Below are 18,413 nucleotides of genomic sequence, written 5' to 3'. Positions count from 1 at the left end.
ACACGCGAGACAAAATACGCACGGGGCACGCTCCTACGCCGCAAATAAGAGCAACACAGGGGGCAGTGCCTAGCAGCGACGCATTGCGGTCATTCGCGCGCCGAGCACTCGCGGGGACGATTCAAGTGTGACGTTGCGGAAATGCTTCGCCGCCTACGTGGCGGGCGTGGTGGCAATCGGCCGAGCATCACTGTCATGATCCCGAAAAGTTCCTGGCCTACGCGATGTAGGTTCAGTCCGTACCCTCTAGATCATTGGTCGCCGATGACGCGTACAGTTCGCCTCTGCGTTCTATTTCTTTCATTCGTCGCAGTATTGTGCGGGTCGGTCTCATCGGCAGGGGCTCAGGCACCCGCTCCGGCCGCGAAAGCGCCGGCGGCAGCACCGGCCGCGAAGGAAGCGCCCCCGAAGCCGGCAGCGGACGCGGCAGCACCGCAAATTCCCTGGCTCGTCAATTGCGCCAGTCTGCCCGACCAGATGTCCTGCGAGGCCATCCAGACGCTCACCATCCAGAAGACGGGTCAGCTCTTGCTGTCGATCAGCGTGCGCATCCCGCCGAACTCCAAAACCGCGGCCATGATGCTGCATTTGCCGCACGGGATGTTTTTGCCAGACGGCGTCTCGCTGACGATCGACACCAACCCGCCGCAGAAGCAGCCCGTGCAGACATGCGACCAGAAGGGTTGCTACGTCGGCGTGCCCATCGACGACACACTCCTAAAGACGTTGCAGTCGGGGAAGATCCTCACCATCGCATTCAAGAGCCTGGAGAAGAAGGAGATCACGATCCCCATCGCGTTGAGCGGCTTCAAGGAAGCCTACGCCAAGCTCATGTAGCCTCACGAAGGGCGACGCACCTGTCTTCGATGATCGTTGCCGCGACAGCAAGAGGCGGCTGCAATTGCCGCCGTCGACGATACACCTCAAAGAGCGCGAGGGGGCACCAGCAGACACGGCGACGGACGCGTAAGGGGCATCGCTTGCATACTGCAATAATCCTTGTAGTATGCATGCATGGATGAGAACCAGGCCGTCACCTCTTTAGCAGCGCTTGCGCATCCGCTGCGGCTGCGCATTTTCCGCTTGCTGGTCGTTGAAGGCCCGAACGGGCTGGCGGCCTCCGAAATTGCCGAGGCCGTGGGCGCGACCGCGACAGGGGCATCCTTCCATTTGAAGGAGCTCGATCACGCCGGGCTGATCCGCGGCACCCGTGACGGCCGCTACATCCGCTACGCCATCCACGTCGAGGGGATGCGCCAGCTGCTGACCTACCTCACCGAGGACTGCTGCCACGGACGGCCGGAGCTGTGCGGCCCCATCAAGAAAGCTCGTTCGTTGTGTAAGTAAGGGAGGATAAAGATGGCCGATAAGCCACTCAACGTGCTGTTCCTGTGCACGCATAACTCGGCGCGCTCAATCGTCGCCGAGTGCATCATGAACCGACTCGGCGGGACCAAGTTCAAGGGTTACAGTGCCGGCAGCCACCCGCGCGGCCAAGTGCATCCCTATGCACTCGAGTTATTGCAGCGCCTCAACTACGACACGTCGAACCTGCGCTCCAAGTCGTGGGAAGAGTTCGCCGTTCCCGGCGCACCCGGGCTCGATTTCGTGTTTACCGTCTGCGACGACGCGGCCAACGAAGTGTGCCCGGTATGGCCCGGGCAGCCGATGAGCGCCCACTGGGGCGTCGCCGATCCGTCGGCGGTCGAAGGCAACGAGAGCGAGAAGCGGTTCGCCTTCGCCGATACGCATCGCATGCTGTATCAGCGCATCGGCATCTTCGTGAACCTGCCCTTGCAATCGCTCGACAAGATTTCACTGCAGCGTCGTCTCGACGACATCGGGCGCTCCAAGGCCACCGAGCCGGAGCCGACGAGATGACGAACCCGACACTGGTGCAGCGGCTGGCGGCTGAGTTCATTGGCTCCGCCTTCCTGCTCGCCACGGTAATCGGGTCCGGGATCATGGGTGAGCGCCTGGCAGGGGGCAACGAAGCGCTGGCCCTGCTCGGCAACACGCTGCCTACGGGCGCCATCCTTATCGTGCTGATCACCATGCTGGGGCCAGTGTCGGGCGCCCATTTCAATCCGGCGGTCACCGGCGCCTTTTGGCTACGCGGGGACATCGATGGCCGAGATGCTGGATTGTATGTTCTCGCCCAACTGACGGGCGCGCTGGTCGGCGTCTGCGCCGCCCACGTGATGTTCGATCTGCCGCTGTGGCAGGCGGGCGTGAAGATACGTAGTGGTCAGGGGCAATGGTTCGCGGAGGGGATCGCCACCTTTGGCCTGTTGCTGACCATCCTGGCGACCCTGAAGGCTAGGCCGGCTGCCGTCCCCGTGTCTGTCGGCCTTTACATCACTGCCGCCTACTGGTTTACGGCCTCGACATCATTCGCAAATCCGGCGGTCACACTGGCACGCGCCTTTTCGGATACCTTTGCCGGCATCCGGCTAGAGGACGTTCCGGCTTTCATCGCGGCCCAACTCGTGGGGGCCATGATTGGCTTGCTGGTGACGCGGTGGCTTCTCGGGACGCGTCAACCCGCACACCAAATTGCCCCGCAACGCCCCGGTGAAATATCATGAGCATCGTCATCTACCGAGGTCGTCGCCCAGAAGAAGGCAGATAGTACGGTATGAGCGGTAAGCACGACGACAAGCATGATCTCCTCAACGTAGCGCATGAGCATCTCGACATCCCGGCACACGACAAACTGGATGTGGCAACGCGCTCGGAGCACAAGCCGCGCATCCTGCTGCTCTACGGATCACTGCGCGAGAAGTCCTACAGTCGGCTGCTGACCTTTGAAGCGGCTAGGTTGCTCGAAAAGTTCGGCGCGGAGACTAAGATCTTCGATCCGCACGGCTTGCCTCTGCCGGACGGTGCACCCGACACGCATCCCAAGGTGCAGGAGCTGCGCGATCTGGCGGCGTGGTCGGAGGGTCAGGTCTGGTGCTCGCCGGAACGCCACGGCGCGATGAGCGGCGTGATGAAATCGATGATCGATTGGATACCGCTGTCGGTCGGCGCCGTGCGACCCACGCAGGGCAAGACGCTGGCGGTAATGCAGGTGAGCGGCGGGTCGCAGTCGTTTAACGCCGTCAACCAGATGCGGGTGCTCGGGCGCTGGATGCGGATGCTGACCATCCCCAACCAGTCATCGGTCGCCAAGGCCTTCAACGAGTTCGACGACGCGGGACGTATGAAGCCGTCTGCGTACTACGACCGTGTAGTCGACGTGATGGAAGAGCTGATTAAGTTCACGCTGCTGACGCGCGACCGCGCCGCCTACCTCGTCGACCGCTATAGCGAGCGCAAGGAGACTGCCGAAGAGCTGCACAGTCGTGTCAACCTTCAGTCGATCTGAATGGCACAGGTTCCGGCCTGGCTTCCACCGGCCGGGATCGACGACGACGCTGTATTGCGTAGCTCCCGGACGCTCGCGACCTCGGTGCACGAAGCGTTCCGCGACGGCACATGGACGTCGGGAGAGCGCAAAAAATAAGCCCGGCCGAAGCCGGGCTTGAAGACGAAATCGGATACGCAACCCCACCGCGGTGGCAAGAAAATTACGGTGCAGTTGGCAGTCCTGCTTCCATCTAAACGCGGTTAATGGCGGAAGTCTGGCCATTCCGCAAGCCTGTTGGCGCCCCGACCCCCATCCCACCCGATCCAGGTCCGAGAACCCTGATCTGCAATCTTGGGTTGCATTCCGCGGCCGGATCGGCCTATCGGGAGGGAGTAATCGGGAGGAGGGGGACCTTGCCGCGGGTGCGCATCGAATGGGTACCCGTGCAGATGTACGGGTTGGGGCGCCTCGGCTTCGACCATCTGCAACTCGTGTTCGAGCCGGGCGAGAGCGGCCGTAGCGCGCAAGACGATTGGTTCGTCATGGAGGGCGTGCGCGACGCCACCAGCGACGGCACCTATTTGGGGATCGAAGGCGCCGACGGGCGCACCACGCTGGCCACCGCCAATCTCGCCGCGCGCGCCGAGCTCGCCGACAAGATTGGGACGCCTGAGCTTCGCGGCAGCCGCGCGCTGCCCTATGCCGGCGAGGAGTTCGGCGCCTGGGAGACGATGGCGAGCTACGCGCGCGACATCGAGGCGGAGGACTATCCCTACATCGCCTTCGGTCTGCCTGGCTCGCCGACACCGACCGTCAATTCGTCGTCGGCCATCGCCTCGCTCGTGCACTACTCGGGTCTCGATCCGACGCGAACGCTCCCCTACGGCATGCATCTGTCGCCCGGCATGTCGACCTTGCTGGGGACCGGCAGCGACGACAGCCTGCACGCCGAGCACGGATTCACGACGCTGCTCGGCGGTCGCGGCGCGGATACTTTTTCCGGCAGCGCCGGTCCAAAACAGATCGAGAAGTTCTACGGCGGCGAAGGCGACGACATCTTCCGCTGGTCGCCGGGGTTCAACATTGCGCACGGCGGGCAGCCGCAGCTCGACTACGGCACCGATGGCACCGACGTCATCGACTACTCGGGAGCCGGCGAGGTCACGATAACCTTCAATCGCCACTGGATTCCCCACAAGGTGCCGAATTTCGTCGCCGTGTTCGATACCGGGGTCGACCACCTGTTCTCGGTCGAGCGCATTCAGTGGAGCGCCAAGACCGATCGCATCGTGCTCGGCAAGGGTGTCGATCTTCTCGAGGATGACCGCGTCTCGCCGCCGAATGCGCGACTGGATGGCGACGACGTCCGCACTGCTTCAATCGCGGTCGAAGGTCTGGCAGCCCCGGCGGGCGCCTCGACTGGCAGCGCCGGTGCCGACCGCATCGTTGGAGGTCGTGGCGACGACGTCATCGATGCCGGCGCGGGTGACGACACGCTGTACGGAGCCGAAGGGGACGATATCCTCGTCGGCGGCTCCGGCGGCGACGGCTACGTTTACCTGCCCGGCGACGGCGACGACGTGGTCATCGACCTGTCTGGCGCACCCGAGGTCGACGAGCTGGTCCTCGCGGGCGGCATCGAGCCGGGCGATGTTCGAGTCATGCGCCTTGGTGCCGACGACCTGCTGCTCGCCTTTGCCGACGGCTCGATCCGCGTTTGCGGCTACTTTGCTTCGCCACATGTGGGCATCGAGCGGGTGCTGTTCGACCACGCGCCGCCCTGGACGCGCGAGGACATCGAGCTGCGTGCCATCGACCAGCCGCATGCCATTTGGCCTGTCGCCGGGGCTGACCACGATGCGTCCAGCCTGGTTCTCGGCGCCGATTGGCAGGACGGCGCCTCGGCTCAGGACCTCTTCTGACGAGATTCCGAGGCGGATTGTCCCTATGCTCGCGGCGGGGACTTCCGCCTATGCATCGCGCCTTTCGCATCACCTGCCTTGCCGCCGCGGCTGCATCGCTCGCGGGCTTGGCCGGCATGGCTGCCGTGATGGCGCAGGACGTGCGGGCGGACACCGAGACATGCACGCTGCAGGCGGGCCCGACGCGTTCCGTCGTGCGCGTCGTTGATTCCGAGACGGTGCTGCTCGATGACCATCAGGAGGTCCGGCTGATCGGAGCCTTGGCACCGCGCTCACCGGATTTCAGCCCGAGCGCCGAGCCCTGGCCGCCGGAGGAAGCGGCGATCGCCGCACTGAAGGCGCTCGTTCAAGGCCGCTCGGTGTCGATCGCCGCCTCGGGGCGCGCACGCGATCGATACGGCCGACAGCTCGCGCACCTCTTTGTCGAGGACGGCGGCGAGCGCGTCTGGGTGCAGGGCGAAATGCTCGCCGCCGGCCACGCCCGCGCTTACGGCCTCCCCGGCAGCTATGCGTGCATGCACGAGCTCATGGCTCACGAGCGCGTCGCCCGCGACGCGGCTGCGGGTCTCTGGGGCAGCGCGGCATACGCGGTGCGCTCCGCGCGGGCGACGCGCAATCTCCTGCGCCGGCGCAATTCTTACGAGGTCGTCGCCGGCACGGTCGCCAAGGTGGCGGTCACCAAGGCGCGCACGTACGTCAACTTCGGCAGCGACTGGCGGCGCGACTTCACGGCCGGCATCGAGCCGCGCGTGCTGCGCGCCAATCCCGAACTAGAGCAAATGCTCAGCGGTCTCGAGGGCAAGCGCGTCGAGGTCCGCGGCTGGATCCAGTATCGCAACGGGCCTTACATCGACATCGAGGACCCGAGCCAAATCGCCATCGCCGGCGAGAGGCTCCCCGGTCGGACGCCGGCGCCACCGGCTGCTGCCACCAGCAGCGACCAAGCCCCCGGGACCGCGCCCGACAAAGAAAAGCGCCCGGCACCATCGGCACCGGGCGCTCTCGATCTTTGATGCGCGGCCCGCTTAGGCCGCGCGTGTCTCCGCGTCGCCACCACCTTCGGCCTCAGCAGCGAGGCGGCGGCCGCGCGCGCTCTTGGAGAGCACTTCGGTGATGCGCTGCACCGCGCCGCGCTCGTCGAGCTTCTCGACGGCGGCGATCTCACGGGCCATGCGGTCGAGCGCGTCCTCGTAGAGCTGACGCTCGGAGTACGACTGCTCGGGCTGCGCCTCGGAGCGGTAGAGGTCGCGGACGACCTCGGCGATCGAGACGAGATCGCCGGAGTTGATCTTGGCGACGTACTCTTGGGCGCGGCGGCTCCACATCGTGCGCTTGACGCGCGCGCGGCCCTTGAGAATCTCCATCGCCTTCTTGACGACGGGCTCCTCGGCCAGCTTGCGCATGCCGACGCTCGCCAGCTTGCCGGTGGGCACGCGCAGCGTCAGCTTCTCCTTCTCGAAGCTGATGACGAAGAGCTCGAGCGCCATGCCGGCGATCTCCTGCTCCTCGATCGCAACGATCTTGCCGACGCCGTGCGCCGGGTAGACGACGAACTCGCTGGCCTTGAAGCCGTGGCGCTGACTGACCGGCTTCTTCTGCGCCGTCATCAGCTGGCGCGCCGCAGCGGCCTTCTCGGCCACCGCCTTCGGCGTCATCTGCTGAGGAATCGGCGCCGTGATCTTCTGGCCCGACGGCTTCACCGCAGCGGCGACGGCCCGCACGGGGGCGGCGACTGCTGGCTTATGCGCAACAGGCTTCTGGAGAGGCTTCGCCACCGGCTTGACGCCCGCGGCGGTTCCTGCTGTCTTCGCCACAGGCTTTTTACCCTTGATGGGTGAATGGGCTTTGCCCACCGGCTTCTTCGCGACAAGCTTCGCTTCCGGGCGACCAGGCTTTTTCGCAGCGGTTAGCTTGCGGCCAACCTTCTTGCCGGCGGCAGCCGTAGACTTCGCCGAGCGGGCGGGCGCCTTTTTCTTGTCAGCCATAGGGGTCGTCTCACTTTCTCGTCGGATTTATGAGCCGTACTCGCAGGGGTGCGCGTTAACCCGGCGCGTCAGCGTCATCGCCGCCGCTCCGAGTTCATATGGTGGGTCGGAGTCGCCGTAGGGAGCGTTGACCGGCCCTAACTTGTGCTCTGAAATGATCAAAACCGCTTGATGGTCGGACCAAAGCAGGGTCCGATCATTGCCTCGGCGGCAAAGCGGATACTCTTTGTTCGCTCCTGTTCCGACTCTGTACCTGGTTTTGGGCATCATCTGGGAGCAGCGTAACATAAAGTTCATTGAAAATGAAGGGCAGCCCTGAAGCAGGGTGTGGCGGGGCTTACCGCACGGGCCCGAATCCTAAGCATTCTGAAAAGGGTGCGAAAAGGTTGCGCATTTTGCCGCAACAACCCGCGGCTGCGGGAGGCGGGCTAATCGCCTGAGCCGGGCTCCGGGGAAAAGTACTTCTGGAACTTCTCGGATTCGTCCTTATGCGCGTCGGCGTCCGGGAGGGCGTCCTTCTTGGACGTGATGTTGGGCCAACTCTCGGAAAACTTCCGATTGAGCTCAAGCCACTTCTCGAGGCCGGATTCAGTGTCCGGCTTGATGGCGTCCACGGGGCACTCCGGCTCGCAGACCCCGCAATCGATGCACTCGTCGGGATGGATGACGAGCATGTTCTCGCCCTCATAGAAGCAATCGACAGGGCAGACCTCGACGCAATCGGTGTATTTGCACTTAATGCATTTTTCGTTGACGACGTAGGTCATTGCCTGGATCCGGATCACTTCCCGCTACCAGCGAGCTTTAGCCTTAGCTGGTGCGCCGTCGGTCGACGGCTCTCCGGCATGCCCGCCTCAGCGAGCCTTCCCGTTGAGCCGATCGATCTCTCGGCGCTCTTTCTTGGTCGGCCGCCCACTCCCCACCGGGCGCATGGCCGGACTTACCTCGCTGGGTGGCCGGCCGACGCCCGGCGGCGGCGAATGAGGTTTGATGACAACGCCATCGGCTGTCAATTCCTCATACAATGAACGCGCCGCGGCAGATGGGCCCCGCCGCTCGGCAATCCCCAGAACCCGCACGAGCTGGACCCGCCGGTTAATCGTAAGGGTCAGAACGTCGCCGGCGCGCACGATCTGCGCTGGCTTGTCGGTGCGCACCTTGTTGACCCGGACCTTGCCGGCGCTCACCAGCTCGGCGGCAAGCGTACGCGTCTTTATGAAGCGCGCGAACCATAACCATTTGTCGAGGCGCTGCGTGCCGGGCGCCGCTGGCGCCTCGTCTGCCGCCCCGGCGCTCAAGTGCCGGACTCCTTGCCTCGCTTGGCAAGCTCGTCGCGCAGCGCGCCCAGCGCCGCGAAGGGCGAATCCGGATCGATGCCGCCGCGACGGGGCGGGGCTGCCGTGTGCACCTCGGCCTTGCGCCGGTCGTCCTTGCGCCGGTCGTCGCGGCGCGGGCGATCGCCATGCTGAGCACGCCGATGCGGAGCCGCGTCGCGATCGCGCTCCCGGCCGCGCTCCCCGCGCTCCTTGCCGTGCGGACGCCGATCGTCGCGACGTTCGGGCTTTGGCTCGCGCGCGGGCGCAGCAGCGGGTGCATCACCTGTCGCTGCCGCTGCCGCTGCAGCCGGCGCGGCCTCGGCCGGCGTGGACGGCGGTGCCGTCGCCGCCGTCGCCGCCGCCTGGCGGCCACCGCCGCGCTGGCGATTGCGCTGCTCGCGACGCTCGGGCCGGCGTTCCCCGCGCTGGTGCCGGCGCGGACGCCAGACCTCCTCATACTTGATCTCGGCATCGGCGGCCGGTGCCGCAGCCGGTGTCGCCTCAGCCGCAGCCCCTTCGGCGACAGGCGCCGTCTCAACCGCAACGGGCTCGGCGACGAGCGACGCGGCATCGGCGTCCGGCATCGCGGTTTCACCAGTCGTGGCGGGAGCCTCGACTGCAGGCGCTGCCTCCGCGCCACCAGATGGCGCTGCGGGCGCCTCGGTGCCGTCAGCCGCCGTCGCGGGCTGCTGCACTTGCGGCTTGATCGGACGGCGATCGAGACGGAAGCCCAACTCCTTCAACACGCCGCCGAGCTCGTCGGGCGAGCATCCGAGCAGCGACATCATCTCGGGCGTCACCGTGAAGCCGCCGTCGCCGGTTGCGCCCTTGGGCGGTGCCGAGCCGTTGGTGCCGCGCCAGGCGAGCAGCGGACGGATAACGTCAGCCAAGCGCTCCAGCATGTCGAGGCGCACGGCACGCGGCCCGCACACGTGATAGCCGTAGGCGCGATAGAACGCCTCGGGGCAGGCCGGATCGGGATTGAACGAGGTGAGCCCCGCGCGCGGCGGATCGGGCAACGCGTCCACGCCGGTGGCGCCGGCGTTCTTCAGCGACCACAGCGTCAGAACAAGTTCGGCCGCCGCCGGCTTCAGCAGAATCGGGAAGTAGATGTTGAACGCACCGAAGCGCACGCCGTACTTGCGCAGCTGGGCGCGTGAGTTCTGATCGAGCGACTTGATCTCTTCGGCCACGGTCTCGCGCCGCAGGATGCCGAGGTTCTCGCGCAGGCGGAAGGCAATGCCGCGGCCGAGCCCGGTTATGTCCTCGGCCTTGCTGATCTCGACCAGTGGCTTCAGCCTTTCGCCGATGGTCTGCGTCAGCCACGTCTCGAGGCGAGCCTGTACCTTTTCCTTGTCTGGGCCCGACAGGTGCTCGTCGACCAGCAGCGATACCGTCGGCTTCAGCGGGTCTTCCGTCGCCTCGATCTGCGCGATCTCTTCTTCGCGCCACAAGATGCGGCCCTTGCGACTGAGACTCAGTGCATCGGGCTGCGCGGCAGCGACGCGGCGGGCGCGCATCGCCAGCTCGCGCCCGACAACCTGCGCCGCTGCGGTTCGCGTCGCCTTGCCCTGGACGCCATCGGCGGCCGGGTCGAGCTGGAAGCGGAAGCCTTTCAAGCGTCCGACGAAGTGGTTCTCGACGTTGATGGCGCCATCGGCGGCAATCTCGGCGTGCAGCTCGTCCTTGTCGCGCATACCCTTCATCAACGCGCTGGTACGCTGATCGACGAAGCGCTGCGTCAGTTGCTCGTGCAGCGCATCCGAAAGTCGATCCTCGATCTCGCGCGTCTTCCCCTGCCAGTGCTCCGGATCCTTCAGCCACGTCGCGCGATTGGACACGAACGTCCAGGTGCGGATGTGGGCAATGCGATTGGCGAGCGTATCGATGTCGCCGTCAGTGCGGTCGGCGAGCCCCACCTGCTTGGCGAACCAGTCCTCAGGGATGTGCTCGTCGGGGCTCATCAGATAGCCGAAGATCGACGCGACCAGCTCGGCGTGGTTCTGCCCGGAGATCTTGCGATAGTCGGGGATCTGGCAGACCTCCCACAGCTTGGCGACGGCGGCCGGGGCCGATGTCATGGCGGCGATGTCGCGATCGGCGCTCACGGTCTCGAGCGCCACGACGTCGTCGGCCGCCCGAGCGCGCGCCAAGCGGGTGATGTTGGGCATTTCGCGCAGCGACTGCTTCAAGCCCTCCAGCGTGCGGAAATCGAGGTCGCGAGTGCGCCACTGCAACACGCGCACGCTCTCGAAGTTGTGCGTCTCGAGCCGCTCGATCGTGTCGCTGTCGAACGGATCGGCCGAGCCGGTGACGCCGAACGTGCCGTCGTTCATGTGGCGGCCGGCGCGGCCGGCGATCTGGCTCAGCTCCGACGGCGTGAGGTTGCGATGATTGTGACCGTCGAACTTGCGCGTGGCCGAGAACGCCACGTGATCGAGGTCGAGGTTGAGGCCCATACCGATGGCGTCGGTCGCCACCAGGAAGTCGACGTCGCCCGATTGGTAGAGTGCCACCTGGGCGTTGCGCGTGCGCGGCGACAGCGCCCCGAGGACGACAGCGGCGCCGCCGCGCTGGCGGCGGATAAGCTCGGCAACGGCATAGACCTCGGCCGCCGAGAAGGCGACGATGGCCGAGCGTTGCGGCAGGCGCGTGATTTTCTTCTGGCCGGAGTAGGAGAGCTTCGACAGGCGCGGGCGCGAGATGAAGTTGGCGCCGGGGATCAGATCGTTGATCGCCTCGCGCATGGTCTGCGCGCCGAGCAGCAGCGTCTCCGAGCGTCCGCGCGCGTGCAGCAGCCGATCGGTGAACACATGTCCGCGCTCGGGGTCCCCCGACAGTTGGATCTCGTCGATGGCGAGAAAGTCGACATCGACGTCGCGCGGCATCGCCTCGACGGTGCACACCCAGTAGCGGGCGCGCTCCGGCTTGATCTTCTCCTCGCCGGTAATGAGCGCAACCTTATCGGCACCGACCCGATGCGCGATCTTGTCGTAGACCTCGCGCGCGAGCAGCCGCAGCGGCAAGCCGATCATGCCACTTTCGTGGCCAAGCATCCGCTCGATCGCTAGGTGGGTCTTGCCGGTGTTCGTCGGCCCGAGCACCGCCGTGACATGGCGGATGCGCGTTTCGAGGTCGCTGGCCATCTGGCCTCCTCATCGTTCTGGCGATGGCATCGCAGAGACGTCCGCCGAGATCAAGGGCATGATTGCCGACACCGCGCGCGAAATGCACGCATTCTAGCACCTTCTCGCCCACTGGCGATTGCTCGAGGGCCTCTTCGCGGCTAGCGGCGCAGTGCGATGCGCTGCTGGTCGGGCATGGTAATGTCGACCCGCTCGGAGGTGAGCTCCGCCGTGCCGACGATGGTAGGTACCGTGACCTTGTAGGGAATCACCACGTTGGCGTTCGGGACCGGCCGCATAACCAGCTCGATGTTGCCGTTGACGACCGAGCCGGCGCCCCCGCCGGGCTTATGGCCGGAGACGGGAACAAGCTTGACGTCACACACGTGATCCGCCCCGGCCCTGCCTTTGGGCGTGAAGACGAGATCGAAGCGCTGCTTGCCGTCGTAAATTGGCAACTTCTGTGCGCACGGGTTTGCCAAATTGCCCATCGACAGCGCCATGACCCCACTCAGGGGGTCGAGGACGCTCTTCAGATGCTGGGGCGTGACGAGGACGTAGGGAGCCGACAAATTCTCGGGGGGCGTCACCGAGGCGACCGCCGGACCATTGAAGGCGATGTTGACGTTCTTGAGCTTCTTTTTCTTGAGAAACGTCTTCTGCTTGTAGTTGTAGGTGTAGTCGGCGGGCTGCGTGCCCGTACCCGTCGCGATCACCGAGCCCCGGCTTTTCATGTCGCCGCGGTAATCGAAGATGGTCGTGTCGATCTTCCCGTCAGCTACCAGCGCGTAGGTGTCGCCGTTGACCTGCGAGTTGAAGTGGAAGTGGCCAATGTCGCCAAGCGCCGTGAAGGAGATGCGGTAGACGGCGTCGACGGTCGCGGGCAGCGGTCCTTTGCCGGCGCGCTGCGCCGTGGCGATCGTGGCGCTGCCGGCCAACAAAGCGACCGCCGGGACGAGTGCCGCGAGCACCCGCCAGGCTGCTGGCCGAACCCGGTATGTCATGATGCCCCGTTGCCCTTGCTGAAGCGCACTGACTGACCTCGCGGATAGGCCGGTTTTACGTCGAATCTGTGTCCCTTGGCCGCTTCCGGGACCCCAGCCGCGCCCGCACAACGGCGGCCATCCGAGGGGCCCGATGCCTTGACGAGAACGAGGGTGTCGGGCATAGAAGCCGCCAAATCCCCCGACGGCCTTGCCGGAGGGGGACAAATGTTTCCACCCATCCCTTGCACGACGCCCAACCGCCAGAGCGGGGGCGAAGGAGTTTTACGATGACGAGGCGCTGTGAGCTGACCGGCAAACTGCCCCTTTCCGGGCAGCTGAGGAGCCACGCCGAGAACAAGACCAAGCGCAAGTTCCGCCCGAACCTGTGCGACGTGACGCTGATTTCCGACACGCTCGGCCGCAGCTTTCGCCTGCGCGTTTCGGCTCACGCTCTGAAATCGGTGGAGCACCGCGGCGGTCTCGACGCATTCCTCATGAAGGCCGGTGACGAGGATCTCTCCGAGCGCTGCCTGAAGATGAAGCGCGACATCAAGAAGGCCGTCAAAGGCGCCGTCGCCGCTTAAGGCTGGTCGGCCTTCGCGCCTCCCGACGACGCAACCAGGTCTCCGGCACTGATCGCGAACTGCAGCAGGACCGTCCGCTGTAGTCCGTGATTGTAGTTGTCGTCCGAGATCATCGTGACGATGGTCTCGCCGCCCGGGCCGGCATGCGTCGCGATCCCCTCCATATTGTCGATCTCGGTTCGGCCATCGGCGGCGACGAGGATGTCGGCATCGATGACGGCTCCCGGCCGCAGTTGCTTTGCGGGGATCACGCGCAAGCGCATACGCACGCCCTCGCTGAACCGAAAGCGGCGCTCCAGCACCAGCAGGCCGCCGTCGGACAGCGGGGCCGCGTCGGTGACGTCGTAGTCGCCGTCATTCGTCACGTGGAACTTGCGCGGGCGCTCCTTGCCCTCCCAAATCCAGCCGACGTAGTTGCCGCGCTTGTCGCGCATGGATTCGGCGAACGCAACGAGCTTGTCCTTGTTCGGTCCGCCGCGCAGCACGGCGATGGCCTCGAAACCGCCATTCGACGGCATGTTGCGCGCCGACTTCGGCAGCGAGACTTTGCCTTTCGCCGGGGACAGCTCTCCTCCGACGATGTCGAAGCGCGAGATGCGGTGCTTGCGCTCGAACGACACGTAGGCGCCGCCGTTTGTAGCTTCGCCCTTGATGAGGGCGAGACCTTCCGCGTCGCGGTCGCCTTTGCGCGACAGAGGATCGCCATCCTTGGATTGGATGGCTCCCAGCGTCACGCCATCCATGCCCGACGGCCGGCCCTTGTCGTCGTAGGCAAGCTTGCCCGACATCCAGAGGCCGGCGTCGGAGACCGCGAAGAAGCGCTTGCCGTCATCGTCGAGCGCCAATCCCGACCAGCCGCCGAAAAACTTCGATGGCGAGGTCAACTCCACGCCGCCGCGGAAGGTGAGCTTGCCGAAGCGGGTCTCGTCGCGCTTCAGGCGATCGAAGTTGGCGAGCGGCTTTGCCTCGACGGTGACTGGACCGGTCTTGAGATCGACCGTGGACGGCTTGCTGCCGCCCATCGCAATGCCCGCGCCCACGGCGAGCAGGAGGGCGACGCCGGCCGGGCGGCGCAGCCGCCGGCCACGATGCGACTTCAGGAACTCACGCAAACTCAATGCACATGCCTCCGCCCAGGGCGGCGCGGACGCTTCTGGTCGCGCGCCTTCTCCTCGAAAAGCTCGACCAGCTTGTCGGTCATGGCGCCGGCGAGCTCGCTCGGATCGGTAATGGTCACCGCCCGCCGATAGTAGCGCGTCACGTCGTGGCCGATGCCGATGGCGATGAGTTCGATGGGCGAACGCATCTCGATCTCGTCGATCACTTGCCGCAAGTGCTGCTCCAGATAGCTGCCCGAGTTGACGGACAGCGTCGAGTCGTCGACCGGCGCGCCGTCAGAGATCATCATCAGGATGCGGCGCTGCTCGGGGCGTGCCAGCAGGCGCCGGTGCGCCCACGCCAGCGCCTCGCCGTCGATGTTCTCCTTCAACAACCCTTCGCGCATCATCAGCGCCAGCGAACGTTTGGTGCGCCGCCACGGTGAATCTGCCGTCTTGTAGATGATGTGACGCAGGTCGTTCAGCCGTCCTGGCCCCTGCGGCTTGCCCGCCGCAAGCCACTGCTCGCGCGCCTGCCCGCCCTTCCAGGCGCGGGTGGTAAAGCCCAGTATCTCCACCTTCACCCCGCAGCGCTCCAGTGTACGCGCCAGAATGTCGGCGCAGCAGGCGGCGACCATGATCGGCCGACCGCGCATGGAGCCGGAGTTGTCCAACAACAGCGTGACAACCGTATCGCGGAAGTCGGTGTCGCGCTCGCGCTTGAACGACAGTGCATGCATCGGATCGATGATCACCCGCGTCAGGCGCGATGCGTCGAGGGTCCCTTCTTCCAGATCGAAGTCCCAGGCGCGGTTCTGCTGCGCCAACAGGCGGCGCTGCAGGCGGTTGGCGAGTCGCGCCACCGCGCTCGACAGTGCCCTGAGCTCGCGGTCGAGATAGGCGCGCAGCCGCTCCAGCTCCTCGGGCGAGGAGAGCTGATCGGCAGGGATCTCCTCGTCGAACTCGCGCGTGAAAACTTTGTAGCCAAAGGCCTCAGGGTTATCGAGCACCGACGCGTTCGGACGCCAGGGCTCCGGCGTCTCGATCTGCTCCAGATCGTCGAGCATGTTGTCGAGGTCTTCCGCGCCGGCGGTTTCCGACGTCTCCTGCGTCTCGCTGAGCTCGCCGTCGACGTTGCCTTCCTCGCCGGTCTGGTCGGTGGCGCCGTCCTCGCCGTCCTCGGCGGTCTTGGTCGTGTCGTCGCTGCCCTCGTCCTTGTCGTCCTCGTCGTTCTCGTTCTCGTCGCGGTCGGCCTGCACGCTTTCCTCGGTCAGGTCGAGGGCGCGCAACAGGTCGCGCATCAGGCGGCCGAAGCTCTCCTGGTCCTCGGCAAGCGAATCGAGCCGCTTCAAAACCTTCGCGGCACGCTGCTCGATCGCCGGGCGCCAGACGTCGACGAGCGCTTTGGTGCTTTCAGGCGGCGGCAGGCCGGTGAGCCGCTCGCGAATCATGAGCGCCACGGCATCCTCGAGCGGCGCGTCGGCGCGTGTCTTCACCTGCGCGTAGCGGCCGTGCGCATACTGGTCCTCGAGGCGTGCCGTCAGGTTACGCGCCATGCCCGGCATGCGATTGGCGCCGAGCGCCTCGACGCGCGCGCGCTCGGCCGCCTCGAACACGAGCCGTGCCGGCCCGGCGCTCGGCGCCAGCTTGTTGTGCAGCCGCTCGTCGTGGCAGCCGGCGGTCAACGCGAAGCTGTCGGCCCAGCCGCGGATTACGGCGATCTCCCGCTGCGAGGGCACGCGTGACGGCTCGGGGAGCTGCACGTGCTTGGGGGAATACTCGGGCGCGCCCGGCGCGAAGCCGACGTCGAGATCGGAATGCCCAGCGATGGCGCGCACGCACAGACCGATCGCCCGCTTCAAGGGCTCGGTCGGTGCCTCCTTGCGCTTCGGCTGGGTCGACATAGGTTAGCTCAGCGCGACGTTGGCCGCGCTCTCGGGCAGCTCCTCGCCGAACGAGCGCTGGTAGAACTCTGCCACCATCGGACGCTCGAGCTCGTCGCACTTGTTGAGGAAGGTGACGCGGAAGGCGAAGCCGATATCGCTGAACACCTCGGCGTTCTCCGCCCACATGATCACCGTGCGCGGGCTCATCACCGTCGACAGGTCGCCGTTGATGAAGGCGTTGCGCGTCAGGTCCGCCACGCGCACCATGTTCGAGACAGCCTTGCGCTTGGCCTCCGTCTTGGCGAATCCCTTCGCCTTCGACAGGACGATCTTCACCTCGTCGTCGTGCGGCAGATAGTTCAACGTGGCGACGATCGACCAGCGATCCATCTGCCCCTGGTTGATCTGCTGCGTGCCGTGATAGAGGCCCGAGGTGTCACCCAGGCCGATCGTGTTCGTCGTCGAGAACAGACGGAACGCCGGATGCGGGCGGATCACCTTCGACTGGTCGAGCAGCGTCAGCTTGCCCGAGACTTCTAGCACGCGCTGGATCACGAACATCACGTCGGGACGTCCCGCATCGTACTCGTCGAACACCAGCGCCGTGTTGGACTGCAACGCGTAGGGCAGGATGCCTTCGCGGAACTCGGTCACCTGCTGGCCGTCCTTCAGGACGATGGCGTCCTTGCCGACGAGATCGATGCGGCTCACGTGGCTGTCGAGATTGATGCGGATGCACGGCCAGTTGAGGCGCGCCGCCACCTGCTCGATGTGCGTCGACTTGCCGGTGCCGTGATAGCCCTGCACCATCACGCGGCGGTTGTGCTTGAAGCCGGCGAGGATGGCGAGCGTCACCTCTCGATTGAACAGGTAGTCGGCATCGAGTTCGGGCACGTGCTCGTCCGGCTTGGAGAACGCCGGCACCTCGAGATCGCTGTCGATGCCGAAGACCTGGCGCACCGACAGCTTCATGTCCGGAAGATTGACAGGCTTACCTTCTGCACCCGACTGGGTTTGCGCACGCATTATCGCGGTGTCCTCGGAAAGAGAGCGGGCGGAGAAATCGGTGCGACGGCAATGCCGGATTTCAGACGTGGCCCGCTTGCTTCAGATAGTTATAGGCTTGGATTATCTCGCGCAACTTATCGCCAGAGCGTGCATCCCCGCCATTGGTGTCGGGATGGTAAATCTTCACGAGCTCCTTGAAGCGCGCCTTGATCTCGACCTTCGTCGCCTCGCCCGGCAGGTTGAGGGTCTGGAAGCTTTTCTTCTCGAGCGGCTTTAGCTGCCGACGACCCTCCGGCGCCTGCTCGCGCGCGGCTTTCGCCCGGCGCGCAAAAAATGCGTGCGGATCGAGCGTCCGGAAGGCTGCACTGGCGGCGGCAGGGCTAGGCTCAGCCGCCGGCGCGGCACCCGGCGCCTTGGCGTTCACGCCCACCTTCCACGTCGGCCGATGGCCGGTCAGGGCGTCCTTCTGAAAGTCCTGCACCTGGGCGTCGTTCATGCCATCGAAGTAGTTGTACTCGGCATTGTACTGGCGCACGTGCTCCATGCAGAAAAGGTAGTATTGACCGTCCTGCCCGCGGCCGCGCGGGGCCCGGTGGTCGCCGACGCCCTTGCAGCCCTTCCACTGGCAACGCGGGTGCCGCTCCTCGCGCGCGGGCGCGGCGCGCTCGCGTTTCGATCCGACGCGGATGCTGTCGAAGTATTTGGAGTCGAGCTTCATTCTGGCGAAGTATGATCCGGGCTTGGCCTCCACACAAGACGATCGGAGGCAACGGCTAGGCACTTATTTTTTCACAACCCGATGAGGCGACCCTTAATGAGCCTAGAGGCACGCATGCGCGAAAAGCTGATGATCGGCCTCAGCCCCACGCGCCTCGACGTGGTCAATGAGTCACATTTACACGCCGGCCACGCGTCGTCGCCCGGAACCGGCGAAAGCCACTTCCGCGTGCTCATCGTCGCGGAGGCGTTCGCGGGCAAATCGCGCGTCGAGCGTCACCGGCTCGTCAACGATGTGGTGCGGGACGAGCTCAAAGATGGTGTGCACGCGCTGGCCGTCAAGGCTCTGGCGCCGGGTGAGCCCATTTAGGCATGAAAAATCTCGCCTCCGCTTGCGCGAAGGCGAGATGCCGAACACCAACGTCGATCAGCGTC

Annotated in this window: 18 protein-coding genes; 9 read left to right on the top strand and 9 right to left on the bottom strand. The window is 65.5% G+C overall.

The annotated features are described in order from the left end of the window. Positions 1-264: 264 nt before the first annotated feature. From GIW81_RS18525 to GIW81_RS18495, 7 genes are all read left to right on the top strand, one after another. Positions 265-837, top strand: coding sequence for an invasion associated locus B family protein (locus tag GIW81_RS18525; RefSeq protein ID WP_195930701.1), 573 nt, complete (start codon positions 265-267; stop codon positions 835-837). Between the two features lie 177 nt (positions 838-1,014). Then, positions 1,015-1,347 carry an ArsR/SmtB family transcription factor gene (locus tag GIW81_RS18520; RefSeq protein ID WP_154740901.1) on the top strand — a complete coding sequence of 111 codons (333 nt, stop codon included), beginning with the start codon at positions 1,015-1,017 and terminating at the stop codon, positions 1,345-1,347. Positions 1,348-1,359: 12 nt separating this feature from the next. Then, positions 1,360-1,881: an arsenate reductase ArsC gene (locus GIW81_RS18515; RefSeq protein ID WP_154740900.1), complete on the top strand. Its 522-nt coding sequence runs from the start codon at positions 1,360-1,362 to the stop codon at positions 1,879-1,881. Continuing rightward, positions 1,878-2,588, top strand: coding sequence for an MIP/aquaporin family protein (locus GIW81_RS18510; RefSeq protein WP_154740899.1), 711 nt, complete (start codon positions 1,878-1,880; stop codon positions 2,586-2,588). The genes GIW81_RS18515 and GIW81_RS18510 overlap by 4 nt, the downstream gene beginning before the upstream one ends. A gap of 50 nt (positions 2,589-2,638) precedes the next feature. Then, positions 2,639-3,370 carry an arsenical resistance protein ArsH gene (arsH, locus tag GIW81_RS18505; protein ID WP_154740898.1) on the top strand — a complete coding sequence of 244 codons (732 nt, stop codon included), beginning with the start codon at positions 2,639-2,641 and terminating at the stop codon, positions 3,368-3,370. Between the two features lie 404 nt (positions 3,371-3,774). Further along, positions 3,775-5,274, top strand: a complete 1,500-nt coding sequence (locus tag GIW81_RS18500) for a calcium-binding protein (RefSeq protein WP_324615113.1) — start codon at positions 3,775-3,777, stop codon at positions 5,272-5,274. 50 nt (positions 5,275-5,324) lie between these two features. Further along, positions 5,325-6,287 (top strand): thermonuclease family protein, encoded by a 963-nt coding sequence (locus GIW81_RS18495; RefSeq protein ID WP_154740896.1) that lies wholly within the window; start codon positions 5,325-5,327, stop codon positions 6,285-6,287. Positions 6,288-6,299: 12 nt separating this feature from the next. On the opposite strand, the gene GIW81_RS18490 is transcribed toward GIW81_RS18495, so the two are convergent. The 5 genes from GIW81_RS18490 to GIW81_RS18470 form a co-directional block, all read right to left on the bottom strand. Further along, entirely contained in the window at positions 6,300-7,259 is a 960-nt protein-coding gene (locus GIW81_RS18490) for a CarD family transcriptional regulator (RefSeq protein ID WP_154740895.1), read from the bottom strand. Positions 7,260-7,687: 428 nt separating this feature from the next. Continuing rightward, positions 7,688-8,026, bottom strand: a complete 339-nt coding sequence (fdxA, locus tag GIW81_RS18485; RefSeq protein ID WP_154740894.1) for a ferredoxin FdxA — start codon at positions 8,024-8,026, stop codon at positions 7,688-7,690. An 87-nt stretch (positions 8,027-8,113) separates the two neighbouring features. Next, positions 8,114-8,557, bottom strand: a complete 444-nt coding sequence (locus GIW81_RS18480) for an RNA-binding S4 domain-containing protein (RefSeq protein ID WP_154740893.1) — start codon at positions 8,555-8,557, stop codon at positions 8,114-8,116. Further along, positions 8,554-11,721 (bottom strand): helicase-related protein, encoded by a 3,168-nt coding sequence (locus tag GIW81_RS18475; RefSeq protein ID WP_154740892.1) that lies wholly within the window; start codon positions 11,719-11,721, stop codon positions 8,554-8,556. The genes GIW81_RS18480 and GIW81_RS18475 overlap by 4 nt, the downstream gene beginning before the upstream one ends. A 140-nt stretch (positions 11,722-11,861) precedes the next feature. Further along, complete coding sequence (locus tag GIW81_RS18470; protein ID WP_154740891.1) at positions 11,862-12,704, bottom strand: DUF3108 domain-containing protein; 843 nt, start codon at positions 12,702-12,704, stop codon at positions 11,862-11,864. Positions 12,705-12,973: 269 nt separating this feature from the next. On the opposite strand from GIW81_RS18470, the gene rpmB reads away from it, so the two are divergent. Further along, positions 12,974-13,270: a 50S ribosomal protein L28 gene (rpmB, locus tag GIW81_RS18465; RefSeq protein WP_154740890.1), complete on the top strand. Its 297-nt coding sequence runs from the start codon at positions 12,974-12,976 to the stop codon at positions 13,268-13,270. On the opposite strand, the gene GIW81_RS18460 is transcribed toward rpmB, so the two are convergent. The 4 genes from GIW81_RS18460 to GIW81_RS18445 form a co-directional block, all read right to left on the bottom strand. Beyond that, a complete protein-coding gene (locus tag GIW81_RS18460; RefSeq protein WP_154740889.1) occupies positions 13,267-14,388 on the bottom strand; it encodes an esterase-like activity of phytase family protein in 1,122 nt (373 codons plus the stop codon). The two genes, rpmB and GIW81_RS18460, sit on opposite strands and share 4 nt — an antisense overlap. Beyond that, complete coding sequence (gene cobT, locus GIW81_RS18455) at positions 14,385-16,271, bottom strand: cobaltochelatase subunit CobT (protein WP_154740888.1); 1,887 nt, start codon at positions 16,269-16,271, stop codon at positions 14,385-14,387. The genes GIW81_RS18460 and cobT overlap by 4 nt, the downstream gene beginning before the upstream one ends. 3 nt (positions 16,272-16,274) lie before the next feature. Further along, positions 16,275-17,279 (bottom strand): cobaltochelatase subunit CobS, encoded by a 1,005-nt coding sequence (gene cobS, locus GIW81_RS18450; RefSeq protein WP_154740887.1) that lies wholly within the window; start codon positions 17,277-17,279, stop codon positions 16,275-16,277. A gap of 61 nt (positions 17,280-17,340) precedes the next feature. After that, positions 17,341-17,979 (bottom strand): J domain-containing protein, encoded by a 639-nt coding sequence (locus GIW81_RS18445; RefSeq protein ID WP_154740886.1) that lies wholly within the window; start codon positions 17,977-17,979, stop codon positions 17,341-17,343. 96 nt (positions 17,980-18,075) lie between these two features. Here GIW81_RS18445 and GIW81_RS18440 point away from each other — a divergent pair, with 96 nt between their 5' ends. Beyond that, entirely contained in the window at positions 18,076-18,348 is a 273-nt protein-coding gene (locus tag GIW81_RS18440; protein ID WP_154740885.1) for a BolA family protein, read from the top strand. Positions 18,349-18,413: the final 65 nt, after the last annotated feature.

Origin of the sequence: Hyphomicrobium album (assembly GCF_009708035.1) — a bacterium.
GTDB classification, from domain to species: Bacteria; Pseudomonadota; Alphaproteobacteria; order Rhizobiales; family Hyphomicrobiaceae; genus Hyphomicrobium_A; species Hyphomicrobium_A album.
This window is presented reverse-complemented; position numbering and strand designations above follow the sequence as displayed.